We start from the raw sequence: 15,335 nt of genomic DNA, 5'->3' as shown, positions 1-15,335 counted from the left end.
CGTTTTTTGTCCCACCGAGACTTTAAATATATGACGGGGTCGCGCGTCTTAACCGGCGCCCGACAACTTGATGGTGTGGGGCCTAACTCCTCACTTTCTTCTTTCAGGACCTTCGTCATGAAAAGCCGCACCCAGTGGATGCTGTGCTCGCTGTCCTTTGCCCTTGCCGCCTCTCCCGCGCTGGCCGGTGATACCTACCGCCTGCAGGACGACACCGGCCAGGAGGGTTACTCCGATGAAGGCTATGCCAGCGAGGAGACCTCGGAGGGCAAGGGCGGCGGCAAGGGGTTCGCGCTGGGCCTGAGCCTGGGCTACGGCGCGCCGTACGGCGAGCTGGGCTCGACTACCGAGGACGCGGAGGAGACCGGCAAGGTGAGCGACCTGGTCACCGGCGTCATCCCGATTCAGTTGGAGGCCGGTTACTTCTTCAACCCCAACGTGTACCTGGGCGCGACCTTCCAGTACGGCATCGCGAGCCTCAATACCGACGAGTCCGATTGCGAGGACCAGGGCGGCGTCAGCGTGACGTGCAGCGCGAGCCAGCTCCGCCTGGGCGTCAACCTGGCCTACCACTTCAACGTCACGCCGAAGATCGACCCCTGGGTGAGCGTGGGTGTCGGCTATGAGTTCCTCAACACGTCCGTCAAGGGCGAGCAGGACGGCGAGTCCATCACCGCCAAGGCCTCCGTGAAGGGCTTCGAGTTCATCGCCGCCCAGGTGGGCCTCGACTACCGCATCTCCCCGAAGTTCTCGGTGGGTCCGTTCGCGACCGTCACCGCGGGCCAGTACTCCACCGCCACGGTGTCCCTCGAGTCGAGCGAGGAGATCCCCGGCGGCGAGGAGCTCGAGGAGTCCGAGGACTTCGAGACGAAGAAGATCCACGGCTTCATCTACGGCGGTGTCCGCGCGCAGTACCGCTTCTAGTCGTCAGGTGTGAGACGTCGGGCCGGGACTCACCGGCCCGACGTTGCGCTGTATGGAACGAGGCCTTTAGAGGTACTCGTCGAGCCAGTCGAACATGCGGTGATTGGCGACGGCCTGAGCGCCCTCCTGGCAGTGCAGGAGTCCAGTGTCCTCCTCCGTGAAAAGCAGGTAGTCCTTGGGGCACGTCAGCGCGTCGTAGAGCTGTTTCGCCTGGCCTCCCGAGTACGCCTCCGCGGTGCCGTCCATGACGAGCGTGCGGCAGCGGATGCGGTGGACGACGGGCTCATTGGTGAACTCCCGCAGCTTGAAGAGCAGGTCCGACGGTGAGCTGGCGCCGTGCTTGGACATGGCGTCGCGCATGTACCAGCGGTACAGGAACACCTGGGACATGAGCTCGTAGAGAGCCGCGTCGAATGCCGCCGGGTCCGTGTCCAGCAGCTTCATGATGTCGGGGAAGTAGCCGTTGAAGTTGTCGAACTGCGACTTGCCCCAGTCGAGGACGCCCGGGTTGGGGATGAGAATCTTCAGGCGCCGCTCGAAGGCCGCCGCGCGCGGCACCAGCGCCCCGCCCATGCTCCACCCCAGCAGCGCGAGCCTCCTCGAGTCCACGCCGGAGATGCGCACGGCGAAGTTGACCACGGGCGTGATGACCTTCTCCCAGTCGGGCCGGAACGTCAGGTGTTGCGCCCGGACGGCCATGCCCTGGCCCGGCGCGTGGACGATGAGGCAGTGGTAGCCCCGCTCCAGGGCATCATCAATCACATACTTGGACTCCTCCGGCCACGCGTCGCGGCCCTGCTGGAAGATGAGCAGCGGCGCGTCCCCGCGCGTATGCGGCGCGCGGAAGAAGTAGCCGGGCAGGGTGGTGTTCTCGTAGGGAATCCGCACGGGCGTCGCCGGAATCTTGAGCAGCGTCAGGGCCTTGTCGTAGGTGTCCACGGCCTTGCGCCCCGTGGCCAGCACGCTGGGGTGGCCCGGCTCCGGGTGGTGGATGAGCGCGGCGCGGTAGTAGTTGGCCGCGCGCAGGTAGGCGTTGCCCGCGCTGCGGGAGTGACGGCGGGCGAGGCTTGCGTCCCCCATGGCCCGGAGGCGGTCCGCCGTGCTGACCCACTCGGTGGGCCAGCTCCACTCGTCCTCGGGGTGGATGCGGCTGGCGGTATCCAGCACCTCTCCGATATCCGCCTGGGCGCTGTACGTCGCGGCCAGGAAGTGCAGGAGCTGGTTCTCCATGATGGGGTCCGACAGCAATCCCAGCTCATACCAGGGCCGCGAGGGCTCTTGAGCGCCAGGGGACGGCGTCAGGCCGGGAGCTGCTGGCGCCGCGAGCGAAGAGGAGCCGCGCAGGAGCGCGAGCCCCCCGGTGAGCCCCAGGCCCGCATGGAGCAGGGAACGGCGATTCAAATTGAAACCCATGGTGTGCTGCCTCCTGTTCAGGAATTGGAGGCTTGAACACCGGTCCCTTTTGATTCTGTCATCGCGACCCCGAAATCACAGACGCGAGGATGACAGGGCGCCGAAGAACACATGCGGCGGCGGGAAGCGCACGGAGCGTCCCGTGCCTTCCCCAGGGTTCTTCAGGATGTGTTGCTCAGATGATTGAATCGTCCGATTGGTTCATGCGATTGTCAAGCAGGCCCGCTCACTTCCAGGCGCCCGAGGCCGCGGCCTGGGTGGCGTAGGTCTCGAAGGGCTTGGGGGCGTGGCCGGTGACGGCGCGCACGGTGTCGGTGGGGGTGGCGTCACCTCGGTGGCGCAGGGCACCGTAGGCCTTGAGCTCTCCCTGGATGGCGTCGGCGGGCCGGCCCAGGGCCTGTTGCGAGGCGCTGTAGGCGTCCGCGTCTCCGTCGAAGCGCACCTGTCTTCCAGCGGCGCGGCCGATGATGGCCACGGCTTCACCGAAGCCCAGCGCGCGGGGTCCGCTCACGTCGTAGCTCTGGCCCTCGTGGCCGTCCTTCGTCAGCGCCACCGCGACGACGGCGGCGATGTCGTCGGCGTCGACGAAGGCCTGCTTCGTGTCTCCGACGGGGAGGGCGACCTGGCCTGCGAGGATGGCGGGCTGGAAGAAGCCCTCGTCGAAGTTCTGGTTGAACCAGTCCGGCCGGACGATGGTCCAGTCCACGCCCGAGCCGCGCACCAGCCGCTCGGCGGCCATGAGGCGCTCGTCGCCCATGATTTCGATGCCCTGGCTGGACAGCAGGACGATGCGGCGGATGCCCTTGGACACGGCCACGGACACGAAGGCGGGCTCGATGGGCTGCTCATGCGGCGCCATGAGGTACATGCCCGTCGCCGGACCCACGGCCTGTTCCCAGGTGCCGGGCTGCGTCCAGTCGAAGCGCACGTCCCCGCTCCGGGACGCGGCCCTCACCGAGTGACCTTGGGCTTGGAGCAGCCGGGTGACACGTCGTCCGGTGGTACCGCTGGCGCCCAGGATGAGGATGCTTGAAGAGGTCATGGCGTGATGCCTACACGCCCGCTCCTCTCCGGGGCGAGGCGTGCTCGCGGGCCGTGTGGATACTCAACACGTCCGCGGCCCGAGGGGCGGCCGGGTGTTCGCTGTCCGCCATCGCGCCAGCCCCCCTCGCATCGCGGGAGGCTGGCGCCAGGCCTGGGGCTACGGCGTGGTGAACTGGGTCAGCCAGTTCAGGTTGGTCCGCAGGGACCAGGGTGCGGTGCCGGTGCGCCAGGTCGAGTCGAGCAGCAGCCCGACGCAGCCCCCCGTGCGCATGTAGCAGTGGTCCGCGTTGAGGTCCCCGAGCTGGATATCCTTGATGATGTACCAGCCGCTGTTGTTGCTCTGGAAGCAGGACGTCGCCAGGGGGCAGGACTGGCCCGTCGTCTCCGTGTTTTGAGCGCGGACGGAGGACTCGGTGGGGCCGACGAAGATGTCCTGCTCGCCGTTGATGATGCGCAGGCGGTTGCTGGGCAGCGCGCGGTTGCCATTGGCCACGCAGGAGCGCAGGTTGTAGATGGAGTATTGGACGCCCGCGCCCAGGCCGTAGGCGGCCTGGACCCGCGAGTCATGGTTCTTGGCGAGGATGGCCATGATGGAGCCCTGGCTGAATCCCGCCACGACGATGCCCTTGGAGCAGTCCGCCTTGGCGCGGGCGCACAGCGTGCCGACGGCGCTGGTGGCCCGGCTCCCGTCATAGATGCACTTGGAGCGGGCCGTCATCGAGGAGCAGGTGCCGAACGTCCCGTTGTCGTACTCGACGGTGGCGGCGACATAGCCGCGCGACGCCATCTCCTCCACGGCGGCCAGCGCCGAGGAGTGCTCGTACGGCTCCGTGGTGCCCACCGTGTAGATGAACACGGGGTACTTGCCCGAGGCCGACGGCTCCTGGCCGCGCAGGTTGTACGTGGAGCCGCACAGCGAGGTGCTACCGCCCCGGTACGTCGCCGTGAAGCTGCTCAGGGACTGCGCTCCTGCTGAGGACGTCCAGGCCAGGGTCAGGAGCAATCCAAGACGGAAGGTCAGCTCTGTCTGCTTCATGACTTCTCCTCGTGGGTGACGTGGGACTTCAGGTCCGGGGCTTCGGGCACCGGACCGACGCGGGCCTTCACTGCATTCACAGGCGGCCCCGTCCTCACGATTAAGACTCCGAGGATGTCTTCTCGTCTATCTGATTTTTCAGACTGTTATGTTTTTCCTTGTTTTGTTTCGCGTCGCGAAACATGGATGTCATTGTTTCGCGGAGCGGAATGTCATTCGAGGTGTTCAAGCGACCCCACGTGAAGCGCGAGGAACTCCCTGGGTGGAGGGCCTGCGTCCCTGGGGGAGTCATGGTAGACGCGGCGACCCATGTCTCCTGTGTTCCTGTCTCTGCCATTGTTGTTCGCCCTGGGCCAGTCTCCCGAGTCACCTCCCGAGGAGCCGTCCCTCCGGGCGCGTCTGTCCTTTCTCGCGACGGACGACGATGTCGACACCTCGGGCTCCTACACGCAGTGGAACGCGGCCCTGGATGCCCACACGTCCGAGCTGACCTCGGGGCTGCGCGCCGAGGCGGCGCTGTCGTTCTTCCTCTCGGTGAGCGGTCCCGGGCGGGGGGCCACCTTCGTGGACAACGGCAGTGCCTTCCGGCTGCGTTACCGGCCTTCTCAGTGGGCCGAGGAGGAAAGCCTGGTGCTGGGCCTCCATCCGCTGAGCTCCGTCCGGCTGTACCTGGGCTCCAGCTATCCGGTGACGTGGGGGCGGGAGCTCTTCCCGCGTCGCACCGGGGCCGAGCCCGCGCTGGAGCTGCGGCTCTCGCGGAGGCAGTGGGGAGCATTCGCGGCGCTGAAGTCCGCCGTCATCACCGAGGAGCTCGCCGGGGACTCGCGCCACTACGCGGTGCTCGCGGGTGTTTTCGTGGACGTGTTGCCCCCGCTCCGGCTGGAGCTGGAGGGCATGTATGGGAACCTGGGAGATGCTCCCGGCGCGGCGAACTTCGGGGTGGAGCTGCCCATGCACATGCGCGGGGCCTCCCTTCGAGCCCTGTGGCACCAGGGCCCCCCCATTGGCGGCAACGTGGACCTGTCGCTCTATCGGGGCGACCCGGCATTCTTCGAGAGGTCCTTCACCGTCGAGGCGTATGCCCCGGGGTTCGCGGCCTCGGCGTCACTGGAAGGCAGCCTGGTCTCGCAGGATCTCCAGTCCGCTGAAGGGACGACCCCTCGGGCGAGCACCCAGCAGGCCCGCGCCGCCGCGCTGGACGTCCGGGTGCGGCGGGACTTCTTGCGGCTGTTCGGGCTGGCGTACTACCGGACCCCGAGCTTCATCCAGCTGGGCGTCCCCGGGTTCCCCCCGAACCAGGCCTTCAGTCGCGACGCGGAGCCCCAGGCGGAAGTCTCGGGCTCGCTGGGGGCCGACTACCACTTCGAGCGCTGGGGGCTCACGCCGGGCCTGCTCGCCCGGCTCACGCTGCCGGCGTCCTTCATGGATCCCGGCTTCGGCGCATCGGCATCGCTCCGCAGGCTGGTGCTCCTGAACCCCAATCAGTTGAGGATCCTCCCGACAGGCGAGGAGCGGAGGGCCGCGCTGACCTTGAAGGCCACGGTGCGCTGGGACCTGGGCACGGTGGCCGGCGTCGTGGCGGAGTTTGCCTACGTGAATGACCCCAACAAGACGGAGTTCGCCGACGATGACACCGGCGTGGCGGTGCCTGTCTTCAAGAATGCGAACACCTACGGCGCGACGGTGATGCTCCAGGCTCGCTACTGAGCGGGCAATCCTTCGCGCGGTGTCCTGGCTGTGATTGGGTTCATCCAGGGTGTGAGTCACTCCTGGATGAACCGATGAACCCCGCGCCCTCCTCGGGCGTCCCGACTCGCGAAGCGAGGGACGTATCACCGGGTACAGCGCGGGGAACTGAAGGCCGCCTTCAGTTGCGACGCTTGGTCGCGAGGAACTCCGCGGCCCAGCGCTTCACCGTGTCCGCCGCATCGGCACCCTCGGCCGGGCGGAGGGTGGGGAGGATGGACGGCGCGGACGGGCCTTCCTCGCCCTGGGGACCCACGGACTGTGTCTGGCCCTTCTTGCGGACCCAGACGCGGGGGCCCGACGGAGCGGGAGTCGCGGTGCTCGCGGGCGTCTCCGCCGAGCTCTCCGAGCGACGACGGCGAGACAGGATGACATCCGGGATGGAGTGGGGCGCGGCGTGCTCGACCCAGGCGGCGTGGAGCCGGCCCGTGGCCACCATCTGCCGACGCTTCTGGTAGTGCGCCGAGCAATAGCCGAGCGTGCGGACGGGCTGTCGACACCCGATGACAGCGCAGGCGACGGGCTGCTCGACGACGGCCTGGATTTCAGGCTCGGGCGGCGGAGCGGGGGCCTTCTTCCGGGCGGGGACGGGGGGCGCGGAGTAGGGCTGGCCGCTCAGTCGCTCGGACAGACGGCGCATGGCCGTCATCAGCGGGGCGAACGACTCCTGCACGGCGCCTTGCACGATGGCCTGGAAGGCCTCATCCAGTGACGGCGTCGCCGAGGAAGCGCCGCGCGCGGGAAGAGAGCGGGAGGGTCGGGGGGAGGGGGTGACGCGACGGGCTCTGGGCATGTAGCGCTTGGCGTAGCACGGCTCAGGTGGTTCGACCATTGTGAATCCAGCCCCGCTCCCCTGGTGGGTCATCCAGACTCGGTCCTCGGGGCAGGCGCGCTCTTGCTCCAAAGCCTCTCCAGGTGACGAGCGCCGCTGGCGTGATTGTAAATCGCGAAGAGCACCCTTCTCCCGTGGGCCCCGTGGAAGTGGTTCATCGAGCCAGGGTTCCACGCTGCTACAGCCCGAGGCGCACAGGCCTTGTTCGCGACTCAGTACCCCGGAAATCAGGTCTAAATTGACCTGTTTTGAACACAGGTGTTCAATCTGGGGTGTCGTGGTGACTGGGGAGGCGTGAGCAGTGATACCCCATGAAGCAAGCAGCCGCTCCATGAAGGCATCCATCCTTGTCGTGGGATATGGGCCTGTCGGCGCCGCGACTGCGTGCCTGCTTGGTCGGCCAGGCGTCCATACAATCGTCATCGACAAATCGAACACGGTGTTCGCGCAGCCGCGCGCCATTGCCCTCGACAACGAGGCGCTGTGCGTCCTGCAGATGGCGGGGCTCTCGGACGATGCCTTTGCACGCATCGCCATTCCCTACGTGAAGCCGCATTCACCGTTCTGACGAACGGTGTCGCTACTCCCCGCGCTTCCGACGCGTCGTGCCGGGGCTGGGCCTGCCGACGCGGGGAGGGGAGGGGGACGCCTCGCGCAGCGCGGGCAGCTCCAGGGTCGCGAGCTTGCGCGCCTCCTCGCGGGGAACGCCCAAGGACTTCAAGCAGAACTCCACCGCGTCGCTGCCCGCGTCACGCCAGGTGCGATGGCCCTCCAGCACCAGGCGGATGGCGCCGAGGGTGGCGCTCGCCATGAGGCTGACCGCTGACGGCAGCTGGTCGAGGCGGAAGTCGTACTTGCCGCTCTTGTGTCCGTCGACGAGGTCCTGGGTGGGTTGCCCCAGCCACAGCGACTGCATCGACGGCTCGCTCATCGCGAAGCGGAGCAGGAAACGACCCCAATGGGGGTCTTCGTGGGCACGGCGCACGTAGAAGCGGACGCCCAGGCCCAGGCGCTGCGCGGGGTCCGTGACGCCCTCGCAGCTTGCGGTAATCCGGTCGTACATCTCGGTGGCCAGGTCATTCGCGAGCTGCCGGAAGAAGGCATCCGTCGACTCGAGATTGTTGTGGACGGTGCCGCGAGCAACGCCAGCCGCCTGGGCCAGCTCGCTCATCGTTACCTGCGTCGAACCCTGCTCCGCGAACAACCGCACCGCTGCTTCCTGGATGCGGCGCTGGGCGGCGCTCAGGGAGCGGCGTCGGCGTGCGGTCTTCATGAACCGGACTGTCACACATCTGGCGCTCGATGGGCCGCGAGTTCATGGGGTGAACACGTCTGTGTCACTTGAAACTCGAAGGTCTGGCATGAGCCGCTGGCTGCTGGCCCACCGAGCTGAACGTCGGTGGGCCGCGGTTCACGCTTCGTCAGCCACGGAGGTTCGCCAGGTAGGCGGGGAGACGGCTCAGCTGGCCGAGCCCCTCTTCCACCGTGCCCTCGTAGGTGAACACCGTCTGCGTCTGGTCGTAGGCGGTCCCGCTGAAGTTCACCTTCGCGGAGTTCACGCTGTCGCCCCCTTGGAATTCGGCGCCCAGCTTCGTCTCGTTGCCTCGGGTGACGCTCGCCTTCACCGTCACGTCCTCGAGCTCCGCGAGCGCGCCGGTGTAGTCGCCCGAGAAGAGCTCGGGGAGGGCCCCGGCGATCTTCCCGGTGTCGCCGGTCAGCTTGATGGACGTCTGCGTGACGCCCGTGGCCCCTCCAGGAGCGCCGCCGTTGACGCCCGGGCCTCCGGAGACGCGACCGCGGAGCTCCACGGACGTGGTCGCCTCGTTCCGCGCCGTCTCCACCAACCGCTCGGCGGAGCCCTGTGGGTCGGAGAACACGTCGCCCAAGCCCAGTCCCTCGGGGAGCGGCAGGCGGTGCTCGACGATGACCGTGCCCTGCGCGCCCACCACGTCGGCGCTCGCCGTGCCACCGAGCTTCGCGGAGCCCGCCGCGGTCAGCTGCGCCGTGCCGCGCAGGACGACCTCGGGCGGCCCTTCCCGGCCGTTCGGGAACTCGATGCGTGCGCCGTACTGGAGCTTGCCGGTGATGTTGCCGCTGAGGCCCGCGGCGAGGTCCGCGCCGAGACTGCCCTGCAGCTTCCCGGTGATGTCCGTGCCCAGCTCCACCGCGCTGAGGTTCTCAGCCAGCAGACCGAAGTCAGGGAGCAGCGCATCCACCGCCTCTCCGGTGTCGCCCTCGACCAACGCGGAGGCCGCGCCGCCGACCGGCCCGAGGACCGCGCGGGCGGCGTCGACCAGGTCGCTGGGACTGTCGAAGGTGAACTCCGCTGCCGCGCTGTTCCCGACGCCGATCGACGCCTCACCCGTCGCGCCGCCGGTCGCTCCGCTCACCGACGCGAGCGCCGCGCCCAGCCGGCCCTCGGCGCGGAGCACGTACTGCCCCTGCTCGTTCTGACTCATCATCAGCGTTCCGCCGATAGAACCCTGGACGTCGAACGCGGCGCCGGCGACGGTGGCTTCGATCCTGAAGAAGTCGCCCTTGCCGAGCAGCTCCACCTGCTCCTGCAGCTTGAGGAGCTCGGCCGCGGTCTTGCCCGCGTCGAGGACCTTCTCGCCGGTGCCCACTGGATCGACGACCGCGTCGTGAACGAAGCCGTTCGCCGCATGGCCGCTGCTCTGGACCGCGTCCAGCGCGTGGTGGCGGACGCGGTTGTTGACGTCGAGCGCCTGGTGCCCGTGCCGCGCGCCGGTGTCCACCACGTTGAGGGCAGGGTCGAGCCATGCTGGACCCTGCTCGCGTGCGTACGCCGAGCCCCGCTCCACCAGCCCGAGGCCCGCGTGCGCCACGCCGGTGGCCACGTCGCCGCCGGTGCGAAGCGCGCCGGTCCCCGCGTCCACCGCGCGGTCCACCACGGCCCGGCGCACCCCGTCGACGCGCTCGACGACCTCGCCTCGGAAGTCGTAGAGCGCCGCGGCGGGACCGTCCACCTGGTCGATGAGGGCCTCCACCGCCTGGCGGGCGCGGTCCGTCACCGACGAGCCGCCCTGGTCCTGAACGAGCTCCTCCGCGGCGTCACCCTTGCCCTGCGCGTTCAGCGCCTCGGCCACCAGTCCGCGGAAGCGGTCGGTGCCGGAGGACTCGGCGTAGGCCTTGAACCCGTCGTCGACCTTGTTGAGCTCGGAGTCGTCGTCGATCTTCGAAGCCAGTCCCACCGCCAGCTGCGCGGCGGCATCTTCGGGCGCCGCGGTGCCAATCCGGCTGTACGCGGCGGCCAGGTCCTCCACGCCTTGGTCGTTGTAGTCGTTCGCCTCGGTCGCCCGGCCGAGGATCTCCGCGCCGCGCTCCAGCTGCGTGCTCGACAGGTGCAGGAGCTCTCGCACCAGCTCCGGGTTCTCCCGGTTCGCCACCACCTGCTCCGCGAGCGCTTCATGGAAGTTCGCCGCGTCCACCGCGCCCCAGTCTTCCGGCTGCTTGTTCGAAGCCGACGCCACCTGCTCCTCGAAGAGAGAGCGCGCCTCCAGCTCCAGCTTCACCTGGCCCGGGTGCTCGCCGCCCGCCACGCGCTCCTGGAACTCCGGAGTGCGGAGCAGCTCGCGGTCCGCCTCGGGGACCAGGTCCGCCGCCGCTTCGATGACCCGCGCCACCTCGGCCGGGTCAGTCGCGAAGGTGATGAGGTTGTTCGGGTTCAGCTCCGCATCCGGCGCCTGGGACTCTTCCTCGAGGGACTCGCCGAACGCCTGAAGCTCCGAGCCGCTTCGGAGGTCCAGCTCCTCGAGGGTGCGCTGGCCGGCCGTGGTCGCGGCGAGCTGTGCGTAGCGCTGCTCCGCCTGGGTCCGCGCGGGCGACTTCGCGCCGGTCTTGTCCGCCTGCGTGACCTCCGGGCGCTGGCCCGCTGAGGTGGAAGGCTGGGCCGCCCCGGATTTGTCCGTGCGCGTTACGGCCGGGTCACCGCCGAGCATGGCCCGGGTCCGCTCGGTCCGTGACGGCGCCTCGAAGCCGTCCTGCATCCGCGCCAGCGTCTTGTTGCTCGGCTTGGGCTCAGCAGCCGTCTTCTTCGGCTCGGCGGCCCTGGGCGGCTCCGCCGGCTTGCGGGAGACGTTGGAGCGGCTGAACGGGTTCCTGAAGAGCGAAATCATGCGGACCTCCCACGGCGTGAGTTGCTGTGAGAACGGGTACGAGAAATCCCGAAAAGCGGTTACATGTCGGCTGACGAACGGAGTCGGCCTTCATGGCGCATGCGGACGAACATGTCTCGTGGCCTGGGCTCGAGCCGGTTCGATGAACGGATTGACTTCGCCGCCGCCCTTTCGGCACGCAGGGGCCCCGGGCCATCGGAAACCGGACAGAACCTGCTTGCCATCCCACGGGTCGTCTGCTGCAGACTGGCCGGATGAACCGCGTCCTCCTGCTGGCCGGACTGTTGAGCCTCGTTGCGTGCAAGGGCTCCATCGAGTCCAACGACACCCACGATGGAGGCCCCAACAACCCAGGGGGGGCCGATGGAGGGCCCGATGGTGGGCCCGGGGGGGACTTGGCCGCCGCGTGCGTGGTGCAGTCGGTGCTCACCAATCGCTGCGCGAGCTGTCACGGCGCGCTGCCGACCGCGGGTGCGACGATGCCGCTGCGCACCCTGCACGACATGCGGGTGAGCTCGGCGATGGATGGGACGCTCAGCAATGCCCAGCGCGCGCTCATCCGCATGCGCGACAACGCGTCTCCCATGCCGCCGGCCCCGCATGAGCGCGCGAGCGCAGCCGAACTCACGGCGCTCGAGACCTGGATAGGGGAGGGGATGCCCCTGTGCAATGGCACGGGCGGCCCGCCCGCGACGGTGGTGTCCGAGCCCAACCTGCTCGATCAGTCCGCGCTCTTCAGCTGCACCGAGGGCGTGCGCTCGGATGCGCCGACGCGCATCCGCCGCATGAACCGGCGCGAGTTCACCCGCAACGTCGGTGGCTCGGTGGAGCGCAGCTGGACCGGGTTCAGCTTCTACGACAACCCGCTCGACCCGAGCGCCATCGAGCAGTACAGCTCATGGGCCACGGACGAGACGCTGGATGAGTCCACCGTGGAGCTCTTCCTGCCCGTGGTCGGCGAGGCCGCCTCGCCATGGACGATGAACTACCCGGACGGCAACCGGATGGAGCGTGTCTTCACCGACAGGCGCTTCAACTGCATGTTCGTCGAATCGAACCCGAGCGACACCTGCAAGCGCTTCCACCTTGGCCAGATGCTCGAGTTCGGCGTCTTCTTCCGCCCGCCCACCGAGGATGAACTCACCCGCATCACCGCCTTCGCGACCGCGGTCATCGCGCAGGAGCCGAGCAACTCCCCGACAAACCGCGCGGCCTCCATCACGCGCATCTCCAACGCCGCGTGGATGATGACCGGCGCCATGTTCCGCGGCGAGATGGGCGGCGAGCCGGCCGACGGTCGCGTGGCGCTGACCAGCCTGGAGCTGGGCTCGCAGCTGGCCTACGCGCTGGCGGGGCGTGCGCCCTCGGCCACGCCGAGCTTCGTGTGGCCGTACTACTCCGCGCCTCTCGAGGGGCATCTGGCGGACGTGGCCACCGCCGCGAAGGACGGCTCGCTCACGCAGGATGCGACGACCACCGCGCTCATCGCGAAGCACCTGGGCGGCGTCGACGCCAACCAGAACGGGACGCCGCGCTTCGATCTGGTGCAGGACTACAACGAGGAGCAACGCTCCAAGCGCGGGCAGTACTGGCTGGGTGACGGCGTCGCGGGCTTCTTTCGCGAGTGGCTCGGCTATGGCCACGTGTCCGCGGTGTTCAAGGAGTCTCCGGCGGCGACCTCGCGCTTCGAGCTCGAGGGGCTCGGCTACATCAGCGCGGTCTCGTACGACAACCTGCTCACCAACTTCCATCCGCTGGAGCCGACCTTCATCCAGCAGTTCGACGACCTGATCGCGCGGGTGGTGGTCGAGGACCAGAACGTGCTGGCGAACCTGCTCACCACGCGCACCTTCTACGTGCCCTCCATGCAGAACGCGGCGTACGACTCGCACAAGGGCCTCTCGCACCCCTACAACGTCAGTGAGATCCTCCCAGCGACCGTCGCGGGCCGCTGGAAGACGCTGCCTGCCGCCGAGCGCGCGGGCGTGCTGACCCACCCGGTGTGGCTGGCCGCGCACGGCGGCAACTTCGAGGACGACCCGTCCATCGTCCACCGCGGCAAATGGGTGCGCGAGAACCTCCTGTGCGGCTTCGTCCCGCCGCTCAGCAGCGTGCAGGTGGCAGCCCAGGTCGGCGCTCACGCGCCCGACAAGAACGCGCGCCGCCGCCTGCAGGAGGCGACCGCCGGAGCGCAGTGTCAGGGCTGTCACCGCCTGATGGAGCCGCTCGGTTTGCCCTTCGAAATCTACAATCACGCGGGCTTCCTGCGCGCGAGGGACCACTCGACGACCGGAGGCTGGACCACGCCGGACGGAAGCTCGACGCTCACGTCGATGCCGGACCCCGCGCTGAACGGCGCGGTGCGCGACGCGGTGGAGCTGAGCGCGCGCCTGGCGACCTCTCAGCACGTGAAGCGCTGCTTCGTGCGACAGGCCTTCCGCTACTTCGTGGGCCGCCCCGAGAACCCGAGCGACGCCTGCACGCTGACGCGGATGGAGCAGTCCTATGATGAGAACAACGGCTCGTTCTCCAAGATGCTGACCACGCTGATGACCAGCGACACCTGGAAGACGCGGCGCGTGCCGCAGGCTGGAGAGTGACTGCCATGTTCTCGCGACGAACCGTCCTGAAGGGCATGGCCGCCGGCCTCTTCGCGCCCTACTTCCGCGATGTCTACGCCCAGTCGTCAGCGTTGCCGGCGCGCCTGGTGCTGGTCCTCGAATGCAATGGCGTCTACCCCCGCGCGCTCCTGAGTACGGGCACGCGCACGGCTCTGGGGGGACGCGCCAACACCTCCGACCGCCTCTTCTGGGACGCGTACAAGGACACGCCGCTGGTGCGTGAGGGCGACAATCTCGCCACCGCGATCAGCCTCGGGCCGCTGGGGGCATCCTCCGGCAATATCGACCTGGTGAACCGCTCCGCCGTGCTGCTGGGGCTCTCCAGCCTCATCGCGGGCGGCGGGCACTCCAGCGGGACGGGCGCGCTGAGCTGCGCGGTGAATGGCGCGGGCGCGACCTTCGATTCGGTGATTGCCCCCCGCCTGCGCCGGGGTGCACCGTTCGACGTGCTTCGCCTGGGCACCAGCTCCGCGCGCGTGTCGATTGTGTACGAGACCTGCGCGCTCGGACCGCGCAAGCCCGCGGGCATCATCGTCAACCCGTCGCTCGCGTTCGACAGCACCTTCGGCTCGCTGCTCGGCGGCTCGACGAACGGGCGCGACCGCAAGATGCTCTTCGACTTCGCGCTGGCCGACTCGCGGAAGGCGTTGGCGGAGTTCAGGGGCAACTCCAACGAGCGGCTGAAACTGGAGCGCTACCTCTCCTCGCTCGAGTCGCTGCGCACGCGGGAGGATCAGCTCGCGGGCATGGCGGACCGCGTGCGGCCCTACCTGCCGCTGGCGCCGAAGGACAACCCGCTCCTCACCGGCGCGGGCTCACCGCCCGACTCGCTGAAGTGGTTCGAGGCGCAGTTCCAGATCGCCACGGCGTCCCTCCTGGGCGGGCTGACGAACACGGTGGTGCTGGCGACGGGCACCTCGGGCTTCGATGTGGCCTACGGCCCGGATGTCACTGATATCCCGCGACACAGCCTGCAGCACGGCCTGGATGCGGGGCAGAACTGGGATCGCGTCGCCGAGGTCACCCGTCGGCACGTGCAGCTGGTGGCGAACCTGGCGAGGACGCTGGCCGCCACGCCCGAGGTCGGCGCGAACGGCTCGATGCTGGACCACACCGCCATCGTCTTCATGTCCGACAACGGCGAGCAGCACCACTCGACCTCGCGTGAGTGGCCGAAGCTCGTGGTGGGCGGCAACGCGCTGGGCCTGAAGACCGACGGACGCACGGTCGTGTACCCGAAGTACGACGCGGCCCGGAACCGGCAGGTCTCCAACCTCTTCAACACGCTCGGCCACGCGTTCGGAGACGCGGACTTCAACACCTTCGGGCAGGAGGGCAGCACGCGCATCGCCCCTGGGCCGCTGAGCGAGCTGTACGGCTGAGCCGCCAGAGCGGGCTTAAGCGGCTATGACGCCGCCACGGGCGCCCTCCAGGAAGCGGCGCGGGACCCTCTGATGGTGGAGTGGTGACCGCGCCGCTTGGGTGGGCGCGAAGTTCGCTGGAGTCCCTGGCGCGAGGCGCGGCGACTTGGGCGTGGGCCGTCAGTTCAGGCGGTGGCCTGGAGAACGCCCCGGCTGCCGGCC

General features: G+C 68.7%; 11 protein-coding genes. 5 read left to right on the top strand and 6 right to left on the bottom strand.

Annotated features, from left to right (window positions below; translation table 11 throughout):
- Window positions 1-117 precede the first annotated feature (117 nt).
- On the top strand, window positions 118-924 hold the full coding sequence (locus LZ199_RS05930) for an outer membrane beta-barrel protein (RefSeq protein ID WP_253992662.1): 807 nt from the start codon (window positions 118-120) through the stop codon (window positions 922-924).
- Window positions 925-990: 66 nt separating this feature from the next.
- Here LZ199_RS05930 and LZ199_RS05925 read toward each other — a convergent pair whose 3' ends face one another.
- From LZ199_RS05925 to LZ199_RS05915, 3 genes are all read right to left on the bottom strand, one after another.
- Complete coding sequence (locus LZ199_RS05925) at window positions 991-2,337, bottom strand: alpha/beta hydrolase family protein (RefSeq protein WP_253992661.1); 1,347 nt, start codon at window positions 2,335-2,337, stop codon at window positions 991-993.
- Between the two features lie 226 nt (window positions 2,338-2,563).
- Window positions 2,564-3,379, bottom strand: coding sequence for an NAD(P)H-binding protein (locus LZ199_RS05920; RefSeq protein WP_253992660.1), 816 nt, complete (start codon window positions 3,377-3,379; stop codon window positions 2,564-2,566).
- Window positions 3,380-3,538: 159 nt separating this feature from the next.
- A complete protein-coding gene (locus tag LZ199_RS05915) occupies window positions 3,539-4,417 on the bottom strand; it encodes an alpha/beta hydrolase family protein (protein ID WP_253992659.1) in 879 nt (292 codons plus the stop codon).
- A gap of 309 nt (window positions 4,418-4,726) precedes the next feature.
- Between LZ199_RS05915 and LZ199_RS05910 the strand changes: the two genes are divergently transcribed.
- Entirely contained in the window at window positions 4,727-6,124 is a 1,398-nt protein-coding gene (locus LZ199_RS05910; protein ID WP_253992658.1) for a hypothetical protein, read from the top strand.
- A 160-nt stretch (window positions 6,125-6,284) separates the two neighbouring features.
- On the opposite strand, the gene LZ199_RS05905 is transcribed toward LZ199_RS05910, so the two are convergent.
- Window positions 6,285-6,995 carry a cell wall protein gene (locus tag LZ199_RS05905; RefSeq protein ID WP_253992657.1) on the bottom strand — a complete coding sequence of 237 codons (711 nt, stop codon included), beginning with the start codon at window positions 6,993-6,995 and terminating at the stop codon, window positions 6,285-6,287.
- A 331-nt stretch (window positions 6,996-7,326) separates the two neighbouring features.
- Between LZ199_RS05905 and LZ199_RS05900 the strand changes: the two genes are divergently transcribed.
- Window positions 7,327-7,563, top strand: coding sequence for an FAD-dependent monooxygenase (locus tag LZ199_RS05900; protein ID WP_253992656.1), 237 nt, complete (start codon window positions 7,327-7,329; stop codon window positions 7,561-7,563).
- Between the two features lie 12 nt (window positions 7,564-7,575).
- On the opposite strand, the gene LZ199_RS05895 is transcribed toward LZ199_RS05900, so the two are convergent.
- Both LZ199_RS05895 and LZ199_RS05890 read right to left on the bottom strand, forming a co-directional pair.
- Window positions 7,576-8,268 carry a TetR/AcrR family transcriptional regulator gene (locus LZ199_RS05895; RefSeq protein ID WP_253992655.1) on the bottom strand — a complete coding sequence of 231 codons (693 nt, stop codon included), beginning with the start codon at window positions 8,266-8,268 and terminating at the stop codon, window positions 7,576-7,578.
- 148 nt (window positions 8,269-8,416) lie between these two features.
- Window positions 8,417-11,131: a hypothetical protein gene (locus LZ199_RS05890; protein WP_253992654.1), complete on the bottom strand. Its 2,715-nt coding sequence runs from the start codon at window positions 11,129-11,131 to the stop codon at window positions 8,417-8,419.
- Between the two features lie 254 nt (window positions 11,132-11,385).
- On the opposite strand from LZ199_RS05890, the gene LZ199_RS05885 reads away from it, so the two are divergent.
- Both LZ199_RS05885 and LZ199_RS05880 read left to right on the top strand, forming a co-directional pair.
- Window positions 11,386-13,731, top strand: coding sequence for a DUF1588 domain-containing protein (locus tag LZ199_RS05885; RefSeq protein WP_253992653.1), 2,346 nt, complete (start codon window positions 11,386-11,388; stop codon window positions 13,729-13,731).
- Window positions 13,732-13,736: 5 nt separating this feature from the next.
- A complete protein-coding gene (locus LZ199_RS05880; RefSeq protein ID WP_253992652.1) occupies window positions 13,737-15,134 on the top strand; it encodes a DUF1552 domain-containing protein in 1,398 nt (465 codons plus the stop codon).
- Window positions 15,135-15,335: the final 201 nt, after the last annotated feature.

This window comes from Myxococcus qinghaiensis (assembly GCF_024198215.1).
Classification (GTDB): Bacteria; Myxococcota; Myxococcia; order Myxococcales; family Myxococcaceae; genus Myxococcus; species Myxococcus qinghaiensis.
The sequence above is the reverse complement of the archived record's forward strand: the minus strand, read 5'-3'. Positions and strand labels throughout refer to the sequence as shown.

Coding starts and splice junctions, on each gene's coding strand:
- LZ199_RS05930 (WP_253992662.1), top strand. CDS start 118: ATGAAAAGCCGCACCCAGTGGATGCTGTGCTCGCTGTCCTTTGCCCTT.
- LZ199_RS05925 (WP_253992661.1), bottom strand. CDS start 2,337: ATGGGTTTCAATTTGAATCGCCGTTCCCTGCTCCATGCGGGCCTGGGG.
- LZ199_RS05920 (WP_253992660.1), bottom strand. CDS start 3,379: ATGACCTCTTCAAGCATCCTCATCCTGGGCGCCAGCGGTACCACCGGA.
- LZ199_RS05915 (WP_253992659.1), bottom strand. CDS start 4,417: ATGAAGCAGACAGAGCTGACCTTCCGTCTTGGATTGCTCCTGACCCTG.
- LZ199_RS05910 (WP_253992658.1), top strand. CDS start 4,727: ATGTCTCCTGTGTTCCTGTCTCTGCCATTGTTGTTCGCCCTGGGCCAG.
- LZ199_RS05905 (WP_253992657.1), bottom strand. CDS start 6,995: ATGGTCGAACCACCTGAGCCGTGCTACGCCAAGCGCTACATGCCCAGA.
- LZ199_RS05900 (WP_253992656.1), top strand. CDS start 7,327: ATGAAGGCATCCATCCTTGTCGTGGGATATGGGCCTGTCGGCGCCGCG.
- LZ199_RS05895 (WP_253992655.1), bottom strand. CDS start 8,268: ATGAAGACCGCACGCCGACGCCGCTCCCTGAGCGCCGCCCAGCGCCGC.
- LZ199_RS05890 (WP_253992654.1), bottom strand. CDS start 11,131: ATGATTTCGCTCTTCAGGAACCCGTTCAGCCGCTCCAACGTCTCCCGC.
- LZ199_RS05885 (WP_253992653.1), top strand. CDS start 11,386: ATGAACCGCGTCCTCCTGCTGGCCGGACTGTTGAGCCTCGTTGCGTGC.
- LZ199_RS05880 (WP_253992652.1), top strand. CDS start 13,737: ATGTTCTCGCGACGAACCGTCCTGAAGGGCATGGCCGCCGGCCTCTTC.